Below are 16,856 nucleotides of genomic sequence, written 5' to 3' on the forward strand. Positions count from 1 at the left end.
CGGGATTCGAGTCCCTGGATCAGCCAGGCCATGGCGCCCAGAACCAGGGTGATGACAACGAGCAGAAGCAGCCGCGACATAAGAATGCGGCGTACCCGAAATTCCCTCCGGCCAACGATCACTTTAACCATATCGATTCATTAGCGGCAGCCTTGAGCGACTGGAGGCGGCGTGCACCCATTCGGGTGGGGGTCGTAGCTCCCCTGTTAATGATTAACCGCACGCGGTGGCAGTGGAATGTCCACGTGATCGTCCGCAGCCCCGGCCACCACACGGCACACGCGCCTCGCTCCTTGTCAGGCCTGTCCAAATGTGGGCCGCACGGCCTGTGGCCACCTGCGGCGGAGTGGCGTGCGTACGGCCCGACCGGCATCCAGCAAGGCGAAGGTTGTTCATCGGGTCACCAACCACGAGATACCTCCCCATTAGAGGGAGTTGCCCTGCGTTCCCTTTAGGTCGCTGCCGGTGCAACCGATTCCGGGCGCATGAGCCTCACAAGTGACGGGACCGCACAAGCCGATAGCACCCCGCCAGATGCCGAGCACAGATATGCCGCTGCAGCCACTCCCCGCGCGCTTCGAGTCTGGTCATGGTGGTGCCACGAGCCCTCGGTCCATGACCAGCTGGTTTTTATCGTCGCTACCACCAGTCGTCGGGAATTGAACGGCACGTGCGCACGCTTGAACATCCTCGCGCCTGGGCACGTCACATATCTCCGGTCTCACGAGTCCGGCTTCGGCGAAACGATGAGAAACCCAGGGCAGGTGCTCTGGATGCCCCTCGACAACTACGGACGGCAGCCCCATCACTGGTTCCTCGAGGACCAACTCGCCGCCGTCAGATCGTCGGCTACCGCTCCCCCCGCCGGCCGCGGCCTGATTCGCCACCGGAGGGTCGGGCCGATCAGGTGATCACGGACCACCCCGCGGCCTACCGGCGAAGCGCCCTCTGACGCTGTCGAATCCAACCGCCACCGACCCCAGCGACGCCCCGGCCGACGTGCAGCACGCCGACTCCCCTCCCCCGGGTCCCAGCATCATCGCCTGCCCCCACAGACTCCAGGCAGACCTGCCGCTACGAGAGCGGGTAGGTCGGCCCGGGCGCACGGTAGCCGACCCGCTACGACCCGCGCTCAGGCCGCTCAGGGCACGTCGAGCTCTGGCCCTGCGGGACCCAGGCGAACAGCATCTGCCAGAGGTAACCGTCCCGCCGTTCGAGCTGAAAGTAGCCCCACCGGGCCCGAAAGGTCCGCGGCTCCCATGGAAAGGCGACCGAGAGCTGGCGGGCGTAGTCGATCGCCTGGCGGTCGTCCTCCATGTCGAAGACCTCAAGGACCGTGGCGCTGCCGGCCAGGAGGCGGTAGCTGGGCATGACGGCATCCCCGTGGCTGCTCCCGGGCAGCCGCCAGGGAAGGCCCCGTTCGACACTCCGCGGCGAGACTCAGCGCTGTTGGATGAATTTGGGAGTAGACCTTGCCGTGGCGGTGCCGTCTCCACTGCCCTTGGAGGCGGCGCCGTCCCACGGAACGGTAGGGGCTACCCCTCGGTACGACGCGCGCCTTGGGCGAACTGTGATTCAGGTCACAGCGAACAAGTGGGGTTCACCAGGACGGTACGCAGGGAGCGGCGGGCCCCGACGTGAAGGCCGCCACCCAGGTGATCGGCGTACGAGACAAGAAGCGTGGCGAGCGTGTTCCCGGAAGGCCACGGCCCCCTCCGCGCAGCGGTGGGTGCCAGCCGGGGCGTCGACGCGGCACGCCACGCCTCGTCGAGCAGCGTCTGACCCCACCTGCCACAAGCCCGCGGCCCGACATTCCGCCCTCGGCATGAGGGGCTGGTGAGCACGCCTGCCCCGCACCCGGCGCCGGGCCCCTTCCTGGGCGGTTCACGGGTGGTTCGGCTGGGGCCAAGGGACCAGCGGCGGCAGCCGGCCACCCGGGTGCGGAACGCCGCCAGGGCCTCGGGCGATGCGAGGTTCTTCGTGGCTGCCGGCGGCGTGGGCCATTGCGGCGAGGACGAGGGTGAGGGCGTGGCGGTCGAGGCCGGTGGCGAGGTCGCCGAGGTCGACGGGGTGGCCGTCGGCGATGCTGGCGGCTGCCCGCAGGATCTGATGGTCACTGCTCCTGCCGATGATGGTGCCGATGTGCAGGGCCCCGTCGAGGTCTGGCCAGTAGATGTGGGCCCACAGTCCCTCGCCGTCCACGTTCCCGTCGACGGTGATCAGACCGGCGTGCTGCAGTTGCGGTAGCCAGTGGCCGGAGGTGATCAGCAGAAGGATCGCGGCCTCGTCGCAGTAGTCGCCCAGGGCGGCGCGCAGCAGGGCGTTCTCGATGTCGACGGGGTCGAGGTCGGCGGCTCTGCGTTCGAAGATCATCGGGTTCCTCCCTGCCTCCCGGCCTCCACGGTCGGGGGTGAGTGTGCCGTTGGGGTGTGACAGGCGCGGCCGGTGACGGGTGTCGGGCGGCGGTCGCGTGGCTGGTGAGCGCGTCGGGCCGGCAGGCCCGCCGGCAGCGTGCTGACGGTGGGCCTCGACGCGCCAGCGGCGGGGCCTCGCGCGCCCCCCGCCGCCGGGGCCGGCCACCCGAACCGCCCCCGCCTCGGCGTGGCCGCCCCCGGGGGTGCGGGGGCGGCCGGACGCCGGTCAGGTTGCGTCGGGTGCGGGGTCGGCGGTGGGTTGGTCGGCGGCGTCGACGATCTGTCGTTCGATGTCGGCGAGTGTGTAGCCGCAGGAGGCCAGGAACCGCAGCCAGCGGGCGTCGCCGGCGCCGGGGTTGCGCCAGGACTGGCGGTGCAGCCCGGACTCGATGGCGCCGGCGACGTGGGCCAGCAGTGCCACGGCGAGCCGGGCGTCGGGCACCTGTTCGCCGCTGGTCAGCGTGAGCGCGGGCTTGTCCCGGGTGGTCCACCACTGGCCGGGGGCGTCGATGCCGAGGTCGGCGGCCGCTTGATCTTGGGCGCGGTTGGGTTGCCCGGACAGCCAGCGGGACAGCGCCCGCGGGTCGGCGGCCAGGGTTTCGACGGCGAACCGCAGTGCCGCCTTGGGCGCGGTCTTGCGCTGCAGCAGCCCCTTGATCCACTCCCGGCGGGTCTCGTTGGCGGCCGCCATCGCCTTGTTGTTCTCGATGGTGGCCCGCCGTTCGGCCGCGGCGGCCTCACGTTCGGCGTCGCCGGGGTCCTCGCCCGCTGCGCCTCCGGGTAGGACAGTGGCCGTCCAGCGGTCGCGGTGGCCGTTGCCGGCCGGGTCGGTGCACACCTCCACGGCTTGCGGCCCCTGCCAGCCGCTGGTGTTTACGTAGACCGCCGAGCCGGGGCAGCCGGCGTGGCCGTCGGCGGTCAGCGGCGCGCCGTCGTGGGCGAGGTCGGCCAGCCGGGTGGCGCCGCGGCCGGTGTCCTCGTCCAGGACGGTGCGCCCGGCGGCGGCCAGCTCAGCCAGCAGGGCGGCGGCCTTCTCCGCTTCCTGCTTCGCCTGCTTGGCGCGGGTCAGCGCGTGGGCGAACTGCCCCGGCCCCTCCCCCGCGGCCGCGACGAGGGCGGCGGTGGTGTCCGGGTGACTGGCGTAGATGGCGACGGCGGCGGCCTGGTCCAGGGTCAGCCCGGCAGCGGCGACGGCGGCGGCGGTGTCGGTGTCCAGCCGGGCGACCCCGGCGGCCTTGGCGACCCGCTTGCGGCCGAGCCCGGTGGACTTGGCCACCCTGGTCAGCGGGACGCCGAGGTCGAGCATCGCCTGCACTCCGCGGGCTTCCTCCACCGCGGACAGGCCGCGGCGGTGCAGGTTTTCGGCCAGCATCGCCCCCACGTGCCCGGCCTGGGCGGCCCGGTCGCCGTCGGCGGCGTTCCCGTCGAGGGCGAGGTCGGGGCGCAGCACGCACGGCACCGCGGTCAGTCCGGCGAGGACCGCGGCGGCCGCCCGGCGGTGCCCGGCCACAAGCTGATGGCCCGGCGTGCCGTCGGCGGCGGCGTGCGGGATCACGGTGAGGGCCTCCAGCACGCCCTGGGAGGCGATGGAGTCGGCCAGCCCGGACAGGTCGCCGAGGTCGTCGCGGATGTTGCGGGGGTGCACGGCCAGCTCCCGGGGGTCCAGCCACACCAGCCGGTGTGCCCGGCCGCCGTCCTCGGCCGTGTCGGCGCCTGCGCTGCCGGTGCCGGCCGGGTCGACGTGCTCGGTCTCGCGCCGCTCGATCCCGGCACGTTGAGCGTTCTCGGTCGCGGAAGCCTCGTCAGGCGGGTTCTCCCGGCCGGTGTTCAGGGCGGGGACTGTCGTGCTCGTGGTCATGGCGGGTTCTCCTTCGATGCTCTGCGGGGTGGCGGTGGTCTCGGTGGCGGTGGTCTCGGTGGCGGTGGTCTCGGTGGCGGTGGTGGCGGGCATGTCGTGTTCTCCTCGCTCAGGTGGTGGCGAGGACGCGGGCGCCCTCGGGCTGCGCGACCGGTCCGGCGGGCGAGGCGCTCTCCCCGTCCCCCGGCGGATGCTCGGTGCTCTTGGCGCCGTCGAGGTGGTCGAGGATGCGGCGCGCGGCGGCGGTCACCGTCGCCGCGGCGGCGCGGACGACATCGGGTTTCCCGGCCGACCAGGCGGCGACGTAGGGGACGGTGTAGGCGCCGGCGTCCAGCCCGGCCCAGGCGGTGACGATGTAAGCGACCGACTCGGCTTCGGCCTCGGCCCGCCCGCGGCACCCGCGGTAGTCGTAGCCCTCGGCGGTGTGCCCGCACTCAATGTGCGCGAGTTCGTGGGCGAGGGTCTTGACCGCCTGCGCGTCGGCGACGTCCGGGCGGACCCGCACGGTGCGGGCGGCCGGGTCGGTGATCCCGTTGGCCTGCCCGCAGTCCGCGCGGGTGAGCGTGTAGCCGTACGCGGCGACCTGGGCGGCCAGCGCCTCCCACAGAGCGGCGGGCGCGTCGCCGATGAGCAGCTCGGGGACGATGTCGGGCAGCGGGTCACCCTCGGTCTGGGAGACGTCGAAGACGTGCGCGACCCGGAACCCGCGCAACACCCGCCCCGGCGCCCGCCGGTCGGCGTCCCCGCCGGACGACTCACCCGCCGTCCCCGTCCCGGGGGCGGGGACGGCCTGGTCGGTGGGGGTGTCCTTGGGCGTGTAGGTGCAGGGGGCCAGAACCGCGAGCCCGGTGGCCCCCTTGACCACGCTGCGGCCCAGCGCCTTCCAAGTGCCGAACCGGCGACCCGGGTCGGGCTGATGCCCAGCCGCGCGGCCTGCAACTCGATCAGCAGCTGGTTGTTGAGGCTGTACGTGTGGAACTTCGCGGCCGCGTCGAGCATCGCCCGCCACTGCGGATCGGCGGTCAGCGCCTCCACCTGCTCGCCGATCTGGTCATGCAGGGCCGCGATCTTCGCTGCCCGCGCGGCGTCGGCTGCTTCCGCCTGCGCGGCGCTGAGGCGGGCGCGCCTGCCCCGCCCGCCCGTGGCGGTGCGGCTGCTGCTTGCCGTGCTGCTGGTGCTGGTGTTAGTCATCTGGACCCTCCCGGAACTGGAGCTGAAGCCGGTACGGGAGGAACTGCGGAACAGGTGTCCTGCCACCCATTCCCCCGGCCCGTCCGGCACAGAGCTCTGCTCAGGGGCCGGGAGCGACGGCGGGGGACGACCGGACCAAGACTGCTTCCGCAGCGAAGCGCCCGAAGGGCGGAAGGATCTTGGTCCGGTCGGGAGGAGACGGCGCGGGAGGCCCCTACGCTGAGCTGCCGGACGGGGTCGGGGGACCAGCAAGGACAGCCCGCCGCAGGCGGACCTTGACGACGGCGCAGCCGGCGCCGCGCGCAGCGTGGCCCGAAGGGTGCTCCTGGCCCGCCCCACGGGCCGGCGCGCGACAACCTCGACGGCGCGCTCACCGGATCGCGCGCCCCGGTCACGCGACACCTCCCGAGGGGCCCTGCCGAACCAGGAACGAGCCGCGCGGTTTCGCCGTGCCCTGAGTGCGTCGTGGAAGGCCATGGGGCGAGCGTGGCCAGGCCGGCGCTCGACCGAGGGCGTCGGTCCGGACTTGGTGGACAGAAGCTGTTGTCCACAGGGACCAGTTGCGCAGGAGCGCCCCCATGCGGGCGGCCTGCCTCGGCGGGACTGGAGAACAACAGGAGGACTACTGGAGAAGCCGTCACCCTGGCAGCGGACCTCCAGTCCTGTGGGTGCCCGGGTCGCCCGGGTGCCGACGGCCTCCCGAAGAATTGCTTCACAAGCGCGGGCAGCGCGGGTCCTGCTCACGGTCCCGGTTGCGGCGGACAACCAGGCATCGCCTGGAGACGAACTGCAGGCGGTCACGGGAGACCGCCTGCCGGGACGGGGTCGAATCCAGCCACGGGACCCGGGGCCGTGTCCACCGGCTGTCCCGGCGCCGACCCCGGCGCCGGTAGGTGAAGGGGCCTCCGTCGCTGGCAAGGGTCACGCCCGGCCAGCTCCTGTGCGCCACGCCGCTACAGGAGAACAACCGGAGACCGTCAGAGAAAGCTGGCTGTGAGGTGTCACCAACGGGCCCGAAATGGCGCCTTCTGGGGTGAAGACACCGCCCACCACCGACGCCCCCCCCGGAGCCAGCCATGCCCGACCCCACCGCCGAACACGAGCCCGAGCTGCTCACCATCACCGAGGCCGCGGACGTGCTCCGCGCGCCCGTCGCCACCCTCCGGTACTGGCGACACCTCGGCACCGGCCCGAACAGCTTCCGACTCGGCCGGCGCGTCCTCTACCGCCGCACCGACCTGCACACCTGGATCGACGCACAAGCAGACCAGTCCCCCCGCCGATAGCCGCCACCGGAGAGCGCGGGACCGGACACGGGACCGATGCGCACTCGGGCACACGGTGCGGCCCGGCGGCCAGCCCCGGCTGTGGACGACGACGGTCCTCCACAGAAGCCGAACAGAACCGGTTCCGGCAGCGCCGGAACGGCGACGCTCTCAACACCGAAAGGAGCAAGCGATGGGATGGATGGGCCCGGTCGTGAACGGCCAGGCGCACGAGGGCTGGGTGGTTCCGCTGTTCGCCGACGGCGCGCAAGGAGCCGGCACCACCAGCGCCCGCGGCGTGCTGATAGCCCGCCGGCCCGACGACGGGCCCCGCGACGGCGACCAGGTGCGGCTGGCCTACCGCGACGGCTGCACCGTCGAGGGCATATGGCAGGACCGCACGGTCATCGGCGGTGACGGGATCATGCCCGCCGAGCCTGGCGACCAGGTGCACTGCGAGGTGATCGAGGAGGCCGAGGAGTGGCGTCCGGACACGGAGGTGGTCGGCTGGGTCGCCGGCTGCACCTGTGGCTGGCGCGGCGCCCCCTGGACTCGCGTACCCCCGGAGCTGGCCGACCCGACGGCGCGGCGGCTCGCCGTTACCGGCCCGTGGGCCGATCTGGAGGCCGCCGACGAGCACCTGGTGATCAGCGAATGGCGCCGCCACATCGGCGGATGGCAGGCTCTCGAGGCCGTCGAGGAGGCCGCCGCCGGGCAGGCCGCTGCCGGCCGTGCGCTGGACGAGGCGGTCCGCGCCGCGCTCGCGGCCGGGGCCTCGTGGGCCGACATCGGCCGGGCCACCGGCTTCACCGGCCGGTCGGCCACCGAGCGGTGGTCTGACCGTGGCTGAGCAGGCCACCAGCCACCCCGAACCGAGCGAGGAGACCCGGCCGGGACAGCGGGCCGTGCTCGTCGTCGACCTCGACGGCGAGCCGCTGGCGCCGCTGCGCGCCCTGGAGGAGATCCCGCTGCGCCTGGGCATGTGGGAGGACGACGACCGGCAGGGACCGAGCGCCGACACCGAGCCGCTACGGCTGCCGGCGCCGCTGGCTGACCGGGTTGCCCTCGCCGCCGTGCAGCGGCTGCTCACCGCCCTGGCGCCCACCCAGTCCCGGGCAGCAACGCAGGGCCGGCTGCTCGCCCCGGACGGCCGCTACGAGCACGCGCCGATGACCGTGCTCAGCGTGCCCGCCGCCGACATCGAACTCCTCGCCGCCATCGCCGCCACCCTCGGCCACCCACGGCTGGACCCCGACATCACCGACCTGGTCGCGGGCCACGCCGAGCAGCTCAACCCCGGCTACCGCCGGACCGACCTGGTCTCGGTTCTCGCGCGGCTGGCGGGCCTGCTCGACCTCCCTCCCAGCGACGACACCCGCCTGCTCACCGCCCGGCTGCGGGCAATCCCGCTCGGCACCGACTGCGTGCTCAGCGACGCCGAGGAGGCCGCTCACGCCCGCACCGCCGACCGCATGAACTGCCTGTGGGCGGACGGCTCCGGCATCGACCGCTACCTCTACTGAACCGGGGGCGCCCGGGCCGCCGCCCCGAATCGTCGCCGTGAGCAGCCTCGACGTGAGAGGACTGCCCAGCGTCGCCGTAGATGTCACCTCCTGGGCGTCCTGCTCCTCTTCACTGGCCGCTGTGTGCACGAGCCCCACGCGCAGGCAAGACTCGGGCCACCGCGGGAGTGAAACGGGGAGGCACGGATGGCCACGAAGTGCATCGGGGAACGGCCACGACGCGAGCACGGCAACCGCAACCAGCGCGGTGAGGAGAAGGTGCAGGAGGCTGCAGCCACCGTGCTGAAGCTCGGGCTGGTGGACGGCGACTCCGCCTTCACCCCCGGCTCGCCGGTGTGGACCGCTGAGGCCGCCGCCGAACTCGAACGGGCCTTCGTGGACAAGCCCGACCTCGGCCCAGGGAGCTTCCTGGAGAAGCTGCGGAGTCAGCTGGCCGGTTGCTCGCCGACCGCGCTCCAGCTCGCCGCAGAGCTGCAGTACCTGTCGGTCCTGCCGCTTGACGACCTGAAAGTGGACACCAAGCGGGATCGCATCCGACGTCCGCTCTCGATGATGGCCGAGCCCGTTGCGGTGCCGCCTCACCTTGACGCGACTCTCAGCAGCGGCGTCTTCAACGGCGGCATGGGCTACAAGGTCCAGGTCTGGAACCAGTTCGGGGTCCTCATCTCCTTCGTCCGTGCCTGGACGGAGCTGCCCGCAGCGGAGCGCCAGCGACTGGCCTGCGACCCCTGGGCGTTCCGGGACCTGCTCCAGTCGACACCCGGCTCCAAGCCGGCCGGGCAGCGGCACGCCCTCGCCTACCTCGCGTTCCCCGACGTCTTCGAACCGATCATCAACGACCAGCACAAGCGGAGAATCCGGTCGGCCTTCGCGGACGTCGTCGCACCAACCGGCGACCTGGACCGGGACCTGCTGGCGCTGCGCGACCACTTCGAGCAGGCGACCGGCGAGCCGTTCGACTGGTACCAGCCGCCGTACGGCCAACAGTGGCTGCCGCAAACACAGAACGAGAGCGCCACCGCACCGGCCCCGCCCCGGAGGGCGTGGCTAGTCCGGGGGGCGAGCGTTCAGGGCACGAGCCTCGTCCCGTCCTGGCTGGCGGAAGGCTGGATCAGCCTCGCCGCCACCCACCTGCCACGGGTCGATGGCGGGACGGCTCATGAGCAGCTCAAGCGCCTCGTCGATGACAGTTACGGGCACGTCTCGTACAGCCAGCGCGACCAGAAGGTCGACGAATTTCACGCGTTCCTCACCCGCATGCAGCCCGGCGACCTCGTGGCCACCACCGACAAGGGCGCTCTCTATGTCGGTGAGGTGGACGGGGACGCCGAGTACCGGTCCGCGGAGGTGCTGTCGAGGCTCCGCAGGCCGGTCAGGTGGGACAACGCCGGGCAGGGCGTCGACTTCGCCGACCTACCGGCCACACTCAGCGCGAAGCTGCAGAGCCCGCACGAGCTGCTCGACCTCACGGCCCAGCTGTCCGAGCTGGAGGGGCTCGTCGACCGCAACGAGGCGGCCGCCCCCGTGGCGACGTTCGTCCTGCCCGACGTGACCGACGACCTGGCCGACGAGCTGCTGATTCCGCGCTCCTGGCTGCAGGAGTGCGTGGAGCTGCTGCGCGACCGGCCGCAGCTCGTCCTCTACGGCCCACCCGGCACCGGCAAGACATACCTGGCCCAGAAGCTGGCCCGCCACCTCGCCGGCACCGAGGGCACAACACTCGTGCAGTTCCACCCCGCCTACAGCTACGAGGACTTCTTCGAGGGCTACCGCCCCGTTGCAGGCGAGGCTGGGACGGTGGGGCTTCAGGCTCCGGCCGGGGCCGCTGCGACGGGTAGTCGACCAGGCCCTCCAGCACCCGGAACAGCCGTTCGTTCTCATCATCGACGAGATGAACCGCGGCAACCTCGCCCGGATCTTCGGGGAGCTCTACTTCCTGCTCGAGTACCGGGACGAGGCCATCGAGCTCCTCTACGCCTCGGGGGATGACAAGGCCTTCACGCTGCCGCCGAACGTGCTCGTCATCGGGACGATGAACACCGCCGACCGGTCCATCGCTCTGGTCGACGCCGCGATGCGGCGACGCTTCAACTTCCTGTCCCTGCACCCGGAGGAGGAACCGATCCGCTCCCTGCTCGGCCGCTGGCTGGAGCGTGAGGGCAGGAAGGACGAGGCGGCGCGCCTGCTCACCGAGCTGAATCGGCGGATCACCGACCCCGAGTTCAAGGTCGGGCCGTCCTATCTCATGCGTCCTGCGGCGCACCAGGAGGGCGGTCTGGAACGGGCATGGCGCACGGCGATCCTGCCGCTGCTGGAGGAGCACCACTACGGGGACGGCGTGGACGTCCATCGACGGTATGGCCTACCTGGCCTCCGCACCGCCGTGGCGGGCCAGCACACGGACGAAGAAGGCCAGAGCGAACCCCCGGCAGAGCCGGGAGACGCCATTGACTCCTGAGCGCCTGGAACTCGTGGAACTGGGAGACGCCCAGGAAGTCCAGCTCCCAGGCCCAGTGGCGGAGACGCTGTCGGCGTCAGGCGTCGTCACCGTCGAGCGCCTACTGCACGGCGACGCCTACCTCGTGCGGCCGGCCAACCTGGTCGGGGTCGCGGTGGTCGCCGGTATCGAGGTGTGGATCAGGCCCAAGGTGGCGATCGACCGGCTGCTGTTCCTCCTCGGGTACGCGCTGTCGGGCAAGAGGTGGCAGGACACCCACGTCCCCCTCGCCGAGGAGCCGGACCTGTTGCCGGCCGTCGCTGAGGCCTTCGTGCGCCAGGCCGACCGCGCGCTCCGCGAAGGTGTGCTGCACGGATACCGCGAAGTGGAGGCCAGCCTCCCCGTGCTCCGTGGGCGCATCCGGGAGTCCGACCAGCTCCGCCGGCGCTACGGCTTCCCCGTGCCCTTGGAGGTGCGCTTCGACGAGTTCACGGTCGACATCGCCGAGAACCAGTTGCTGCTTACCGCCACGCGTCGCCTGCAACGCCTGCCACGGCTGTCGCGTGAAGTCCGGCACGGGCTCCTCCGTGTTGCCGGCCGCCTCGACGGAGTCACTCCGGCAGCGGCCGGCCGGCCGCTGCCGACCTGGAGGCCGACACGGCTCAACGCCCGCTACCACGCCGCGGTGCGACTGGCGGAGATGGTGCTGCGCGCTACCTCCATGGAGCTGTCTCCGGGCGTGCTGCAGGTCGATGGCTTCCTGGTCAACATGCCGCAGCTGTTCGAGGACTTCGTGACCGTGGCGCTCGGCGAGGAGATCGAGCGGCTCGGGGGTCGGACGCACCGGCAAGCGCCTACCTGGCTTGATGAAGCAGACTCCGTGAGGATGAAGCCGGACCTCGTTTGGACGTCGGCAGCAGGCGCCCCCCGCGGGGTCATCGACGCCAAGTACAAGGCAGAGAAGCCCGCCGGCTTCCCGCAGGCCGACCTCTACCAGCTGTTGGCCTACTGCACCGCCCTGGACCTGCCGGTCGGACACCTCGTCTACGCGAAGGGATCCGGGGAGACCGAACGGCGGCACGTCATCCGCGGCAAAGGCGTGGAGATCGTGCAGCACGTCCTCGACCTCGCCCAGGCACCCGACAGTCTCCTCCGACAGATAAAGCGAATCGCCGCAACGGTGGGCGACGTCCAAGACTTTCGCTCGCACCTGGGGAATGACCGCAAGCCAGGCCCAGGGGCGTCTGAAGAGTGAGGACCGTCGAGCCCCAGTCAACAACAGGCAGCGGACTGGAGCGGCCCGACGCCGGGGGGCAACAGCAGGGTCGATAAGGGTCCTTTCGTCCCCTCAAGTTCGTAGAGCCACTGATCGAGCGCAGGGCTGGCCGGGCTCCTTCGCCCTGACGGCACGGGGCTCCCACGCCATGAGGAGGTCGCCCGCAGGGGTGGATCACACCCGACCAGCACGACCAGCCAAGCAGACGGCCGCGGCGGCTGCGCGGCTATCCACAGGTCGGGCCAGCCCGTCAGCGCTGCCGCTCGCGTACGCCTTAGCAGCGGGGCCGTCACAAGCCGAGGGCTTGGACGCCCGGACATCCCGCGCGGTCCGCGCAGGGACCCGCGCGGGCTGGCCAAGCCCTGGGCACGGCCGCGCCAGCACCTGCTCGGAGTCCGCACCGAGTCCGCAAAAAGTCCGCAGGATGCCCGTATCAGACCAACGAGAGCCAACCGCCTCACTTACCCATAAACGCAGGTCACGACCCTAGCTGAAGTGGTCTGGGCAGGTAAGCCGCTAACCCGTCAATCATGTCGGGGATGACGACGTGCAACCGGGAGCCGTCGGGCATGGTCGCGTCGACGAACGGTGTCGACATGTCGATGCGTCGACCCGACGTGCGCAGCATCCGCTCGACCAGGTCGGCCAGCTCCCCCGGCGCCAGGATCGTCGTGGTCAGCTCGCTGCGGCCCCGGCGGGCGATGAACACCCGGCCGGGCTCGTTGACCCAGAACTACTCCCGGCCGATTGACCACGGACGGACGTCGACGGAAAATATCGTTGAGCTGGACTTTTGCCGTCTGTAGTCGCTAGCTGGTGAGTGCCGTGACTGGCCATTCTGCGGACTAGTTGCGGACTGGCTGCGGACCAAGATCGCGTGCGTCCCAGTCCTCTCATCTCTCTCGAGACACGCCTCCGTATTCCCCCGGATCAGCATTGCCGAGCGGCGCAGGCTGGCCAGCCAGGCCGGACGCTGCCCCTCCGGGCGCAGCCTTGCTGTCCGGCTTCCGCTCCGGCTGTCGGGCGCAGAGCTGCCTCCGCGTGGCTTGCGGGGCGCCACGCGTGGGCATCATCGCCCGATGCCTGGACCAGCGGCGGTGCGCCGGGTGAGCGCTGCGAGGTCCTCGGGGCGTGGGAGGTTGACACCCGGTTCGGGGGCGGTCAGCAGCGTGGGGGCCGATCGGTGTGGAGTCGGGTCTGCGTCCTGGAGTGCGCGCCAGGTGTCCCGCTCGTGGCCAAGGCGGTCGGCCGACTGGGTGAGGAGAGCTGGCTCGGCCGTCAGTCGCACAATGCGAGCGCGGACGGCGGCCAGTTTTGTGTGGTCGGCGGCGATGTCCCGGTCGGTGTCGGCCAGCCGCTCCGCCGGGTCAGGGGTCCAGGCGAGGGACCCGAAGCGGGAGAGCCGGTCCTCGTGCTGACGGCGGGCGTCGGTCACCGCGGCTCCGGCGTTCCGGTGGGCCTCCTGGGCAGCGGCTGCGGTCGCGCGCAGCTGAGTGCGCTCGGGGTGGGCGTGTTCGGCGTGGTGGCGGGCGTAGGTGTCGAAGGCGGTCCACAGCCGCGGTCGGTCGTCGGACCGGTCAGCCAGCCGCGCGATCTGCTGCGGGTCGGTGGGCATCCCCGGCAGGTAGGGCCGCCACGCGTCGGCCCAGTCGAGCAGCTGCTCGACGGCCCGGGCGACGGCGGCCTGCCGAAGCCGGAGCCGGCCGGGACCGTCGAGCACGACCTGCGCGGCCTGGCGGGCGACGTCACGCCCGGTGTCCCAGCTGCCGAGCAGCGTGTCCCGGATCCGGTCGGTCTCGGCGGTGACGACCGCGCCGCCGGCGTCGGCCCGCGCGGTGGCGTGGCGGGCGCCGATCCCGGTCTCCTCGTACCGGGCTTCCAGCGCGGTGAGCTGGTCGGCGTGGGCGGACTCGAGCGCGACGATCTCGCGCAGCGCGTCCCGGCGCGGTTCGGCGTGGGCGAGCCGATCCAGGCAGCGTTGCTCGGCCGTCCACGCCGAGTGCAGGTCGGCGAGCGCCTGTTCCAGCGGTCGGGGCTGGGCGTAGCGGGCGGCCTCGGCGGCGGCCAGCCGGGCGGCGTACGCGGGGCCGAGGTCGGCGCGGTCGCGGGCGAAGACCGCGAGCCACTGCTCCCGCGCCTCGGCGGGGTCGGCCGCGACGAGGTGGGCGGTGTTTGCGGTACGGCCGCGGGTCATCCCGACGTAGGCGACGGCCGCGCCGGTGTCCTCGCCGACCACCAGGTGCGCGGCGGTCACGGTGTCGCCTTGGGTGCCGTGCGCGGTGGTCGCGTAGGCCAGTTCCACGTGCGCGGTGACGTAGTCGGCGGGCAGCACCCGCGCCCCGTTCCCGTCCTGGGTGACGTCGACGGTGACGGCGGGGGTGACAGCGGCCGCCTCGCCGCCGGCGGGGGTGACATGCGGTGTGCCGTCGGGGGTGACGAGCAGTGCGCCGTCTCGGTCGATACCGGTGACCGTCCAGGTGTCGCGGTTGGCCACGCCCAGGTCGCGGTCGTTGCGGCGGGTGGCGATCCGGTCGCCGGCGCCGATCCGCTCCCCGGCCCCCGTGACCACCACGCGCCGGTCGTCGACCCGGCCTTGGGTGACGAGTCGGTCCCGGATGGCGGCGTTGAGCGCGGCGGCCTGCTCCCGGGTGGCGACTACCACGGCCACAGACTCGCCCGCGGTGTAGCCGTCGGCCGCGCCGGCGGCGAGCGCCTCCCGCAACGCCTGCACGTCGGGGTGCAGCCGGATCTGCCCGCGCGCCAGGAGCGCGTCGAACACCGCCCCAGGGTTCTCACCGGCGCGCATCGCCAGGGTCAGCTCGGCGTAGTCGGTGTCCGGTGTCGTGGCGCCGGTGGCGTCGGTGCGGGTGAAGCGGTGCACCCCGATCAGGGTCAGGTGCTCGTTCGGGTCGACCTGGGCCGCGGCGAGGTCGAGGACGCCACCGCGGCCGACCGCCGCGAGCTGGTGCCGGTCACCGAGGAGGGCGACGCGCACACCGCACTCGTCGGCGATCTTCAGCAGGGCCCGGGCGGTGTCTTGATCCAGCATGCCCGCCTCGTCCACGACGAGGAGGTCACCGGCCCGCAGCCGCGCCCCGTCAGTGGGTCCGGCATACATGCGGCCCGTGGCAGGGTCGGTGTGGCCGACGGGCAGGCGGGTCCACGCGCCGTCGTCATTCCAGCGCCAGCCGTACTGGTAGGCCAGCCGGGCCGCCGATCCGGCGACCGCGCCGACCTCCGCGGCGGCGACCTGGGCCGCCTTCAGCGTCGGGGTGACGACCACCAGCCGGCGCCCTTGTTCGGCGAGCAGGGTCCTGGTGGCGGCCAGGGTAGTGGTCTTGCCGGCGCCGGCCGCGCCCTCGATCACGACCAGACGCCGCCGGCCGGCGAGCGCGGCGACCGCCGCGGCCTGCCCGGGATCCAGCCGCGGAGCACCCACTGCGATGTCGACCGGTGGTAGCAGGTCGGGGCCAGGGGCGCCGGCCGGGCGCTGGGTGGCGCGGGAGGCGAGGCGGGCGGTGAGGTCGGCCTCGACCGCGAGCACCGGCGCCGAGGTCCAGGCCCGGATGTGCTCGGGCACCCCGCCGCGGTCCAGCAGCGGCACGCACCGGGACAGGGCGCGGGCGGTGAGGTCTTCGGCGAGCTCGATGCGGACCGCTGCGTCGGCCACGACACCTGCGGCGGCGATCCGCCGCTCCACCTCCCCGCGCACGTCGGCGGCGTTCCACGCCGAGCGGCCGGCGGCCAGCCTCGCGAGCACCCGCTCCACCGCCGCCGGTCGATCCAGGGCGCCGATCGGCGTCGGGTGCAGTGCGACGGGGCGGTCGCGGGGCCGGTAGCCGAGGGCGTCGAACTCGGCCTGCCAGCGTTCCTCCAGCTTCGTTCCGGGCTGCGGGGTGACCTTGTCGGGGCGCCCGTCGGCCCACGCCCGCGCGTCCCACGCGCGGCGCAACGCCGGGCCGGGGTGGTCGCCGGGGTGCGCCGCGGTCCACTCGGCTTCGTAGCGGTCCACATTCCGGGCGATCTGCGCGTGCCGCGCGCTGAACGGGCCGACATACTCGGAGAGCTCTCGGATTTCTCCGGTGGTGTCCTTTGTGTATCCGTGCGCGGCGAACGCGGCGTTCAATTCCGGATCGCAGGCCATCGCGGCGTGCCCGAGCCCGTTGATCGCATTCAGCGAATCCCGGACACCGACGGTGTGCAGGCCCCGCCATTTCCCGGCGGCGAACACCCGCGCCAGCAGCTGCAGGTGCAGATGCCGGTGCGGGTCCTGCGCGCGGGAGGTGTAGTGCCGCACGGTCACGGCCTCCAGCACCTCCAGCGGCACCTGCACCTGACCGCCGCGCGGCCCGACCCGGGTGGTGGCGTGCTCCGCCAGCCAGGCGACGATCTGCCCGGCGGCGCGGTCCTGCGCGGCCTCGTACGCCGCGGCGACGTCCGGGTGCAGGGCGGCCGCCAAGGACCAGGTCTTCGGGCCGTTGACCACCACCTCGACGAACCGGACCGCGTGCTCGTCGGTGCGCAGCTGCCCGCGTGGTTCCCCAGTTGCCGGGTCGTGGCCGGCGACCCACGTTTCGTAGGCGTCGCCGGTCAGCGGCGGCAACTCCCGCACGCCTCCCTCGGTGGCGGTGAAGCGGCGGGCGAACCCCGTTCCCTCGGCCAGGTAGTAGTCATCGGCCCGGCCGCAGCCGGCCTCCAGGTACTGCCGGGCCGCGGCCGGCGAACCGGCGTACACCTTCATTCCTCCGTGCATTTTCAACGCCACCCAACAATGACCAACAAGTCACCCCTAGAAACGGCGATGGGCCCCGCGAAGCGGGGCCCGAACTACCTCCGAAGGTAGCATGCGTGCCGTTCTTCAGTAAGGCCTTGGACGGTGATGACCCGTACTG

11 protein-coding genes and 1 pseudogene are annotated in these 16,856 nt (G+C 72.4%); 6 read left to right on the top strand and 6 right to left on the bottom strand.

Going from position 1 to position 16,856, the window contains the following annotated elements:
- Positions 1 to 1,119: 1,119 nt before the first annotated feature.
- The 4 genes from FHU33_RS19410 to FHU33_RS19425 all read right to left on the bottom strand — a co-directional run bounded on the left by FHU33_RS19410 (position 1,120) and on the right by FHU33_RS19425 (position 5,137).
- Complete coding sequence (locus FHU33_RS19410) at positions 1,120 to 1,371, bottom strand: hypothetical protein (RefSeq protein WP_142027276.1); 252 nt, start codon at positions 1,369 to 1,371, stop codon at positions 1,120 to 1,122.
- A 513-nt stretch (positions 1,372 to 1,884) separates the two neighbouring features.
- A complete protein-coding gene (locus FHU33_RS19415) occupies positions 1,885 to 2,373 on the bottom strand; it encodes a hypothetical protein (RefSeq protein ID WP_142027277.1) in 489 nt (162 codons plus the stop codon).
- A gap of 267 nt (positions 2,374 to 2,640) precedes the next feature.
- Positions 2,641 to 4,365, bottom strand: coding sequence for a ParB/RepB/Spo0J family partition protein (locus tag FHU33_RS19420; RefSeq protein WP_142027278.1), 1,725 nt, complete (start codon positions 4,363 to 4,365; stop codon positions 2,641 to 2,643).
- Between the two features lie 16 nt (positions 4,366 to 4,381).
- Positions 4,382 to 5,137 (bottom strand): ImmA/IrrE family metallo-endopeptidase, encoded by a 756-nt coding sequence (locus FHU33_RS19425; protein ID WP_142027279.1) that lies wholly within the window; start codon positions 5,135 to 5,137, stop codon positions 4,382 to 4,384.
- Positions 5,138 to 6,539: 1,402 nt separating this feature from the next.
- On the opposite strand from FHU33_RS19425, the gene FHU33_RS19430 reads away from it, so the two are divergent.
- From FHU33_RS19430 to FHU33_RS19455, 6 genes and pseudogenes are all read left to right on the top strand, one after another.
- Positions 6,540 to 6,749 carry a helix-turn-helix transcriptional regulator gene (locus FHU33_RS19430; RefSeq protein WP_142027280.1) on the top strand — a complete coding sequence of 70 codons (210 nt, stop codon included), beginning with the start codon at positions 6,540 to 6,542 and terminating at the stop codon, positions 6,747 to 6,749.
- Between the two features lie 172 nt (positions 6,750 to 6,921).
- Positions 6,922 to 7,578 (top strand): helix-turn-helix domain-containing protein, encoded by a 657-nt coding sequence (locus FHU33_RS19435; RefSeq protein ID WP_142027281.1) that lies wholly within the window; start codon positions 6,922 to 6,924, stop codon positions 7,576 to 7,578.
- Positions 7,571 to 8,251, top strand: a complete 681-nt coding sequence (locus tag FHU33_RS19440) for a LuxR family transcriptional regulator (protein ID WP_142027282.1) — start codon at positions 7,571 to 7,573, stop codon at positions 8,249 to 8,251. Before FHU33_RS19435 ends, FHU33_RS19440 begins: the two co-directional genes overlap by 8 nt.
- A gap of 1,257 nt (positions 8,252 to 9,508) precedes the next feature.
- Positions 9,509 to 10,018: pseudogene (locus tag FHU33_RS26295) on the top strand (AAA family ATPase); the annotation flags it as partial.
- A 10-nt stretch (positions 10,019 to 10,028) separates the two neighbouring features.
- The gene (locus FHU33_RS26300; RefSeq protein ID WP_142027284.1) at positions 10,029 to 10,709 is read left to right on the top strand and encodes an McrB family protein; all 681 of its coding nucleotides are present in this window, start codon (positions 10,029 to 10,031) and stop codon (positions 10,707 to 10,709) included.
- Positions 10,699 to 11,943: an McrC family protein gene (locus FHU33_RS19455; protein ID WP_211355281.1), complete on the top strand. Its 1,245-nt coding sequence runs from the start codon at positions 10,699 to 10,701 to the stop codon at positions 11,941 to 11,943. The genes FHU33_RS26300 and FHU33_RS19455 overlap by 11 nt, the downstream gene beginning before the upstream one ends.
- A gap of 499 nt (positions 11,944 to 12,442) precedes the next feature.
- On the opposite strand, the gene FHU33_RS19460 is transcribed toward FHU33_RS19455, so the two are convergent.
- Both FHU33_RS19460 and mobF read right to left on the bottom strand, forming a co-directional pair.
- Complete coding sequence (locus tag FHU33_RS19460; protein ID WP_246064001.1) at positions 12,443 to 12,673, bottom strand: hypothetical protein; 231 nt, start codon at positions 12,671 to 12,673, stop codon at positions 12,443 to 12,445.
- Between the two features lie 360 nt (positions 12,674 to 13,033).
- Positions 13,034 to 16,705: a MobF family relaxase gene (gene mobF, locus FHU33_RS19465; RefSeq protein WP_142027286.1), complete on the bottom strand. Its 3,672-nt coding sequence runs from the start codon at positions 16,703 to 16,705 to the stop codon at positions 13,034 to 13,036.
- Positions 16,706 to 16,856 lie beyond the last annotated feature (151 nt).

Source organism: Blastococcus colisei, from assembly GCF_006717095.1.
In the GTDB taxonomy this organism is placed as follows: Bacteria; Actinomycetota; Actinomycetes; order Mycobacteriales; family Geodermatophilaceae; genus Blastococcus_B; species Blastococcus_B colisei.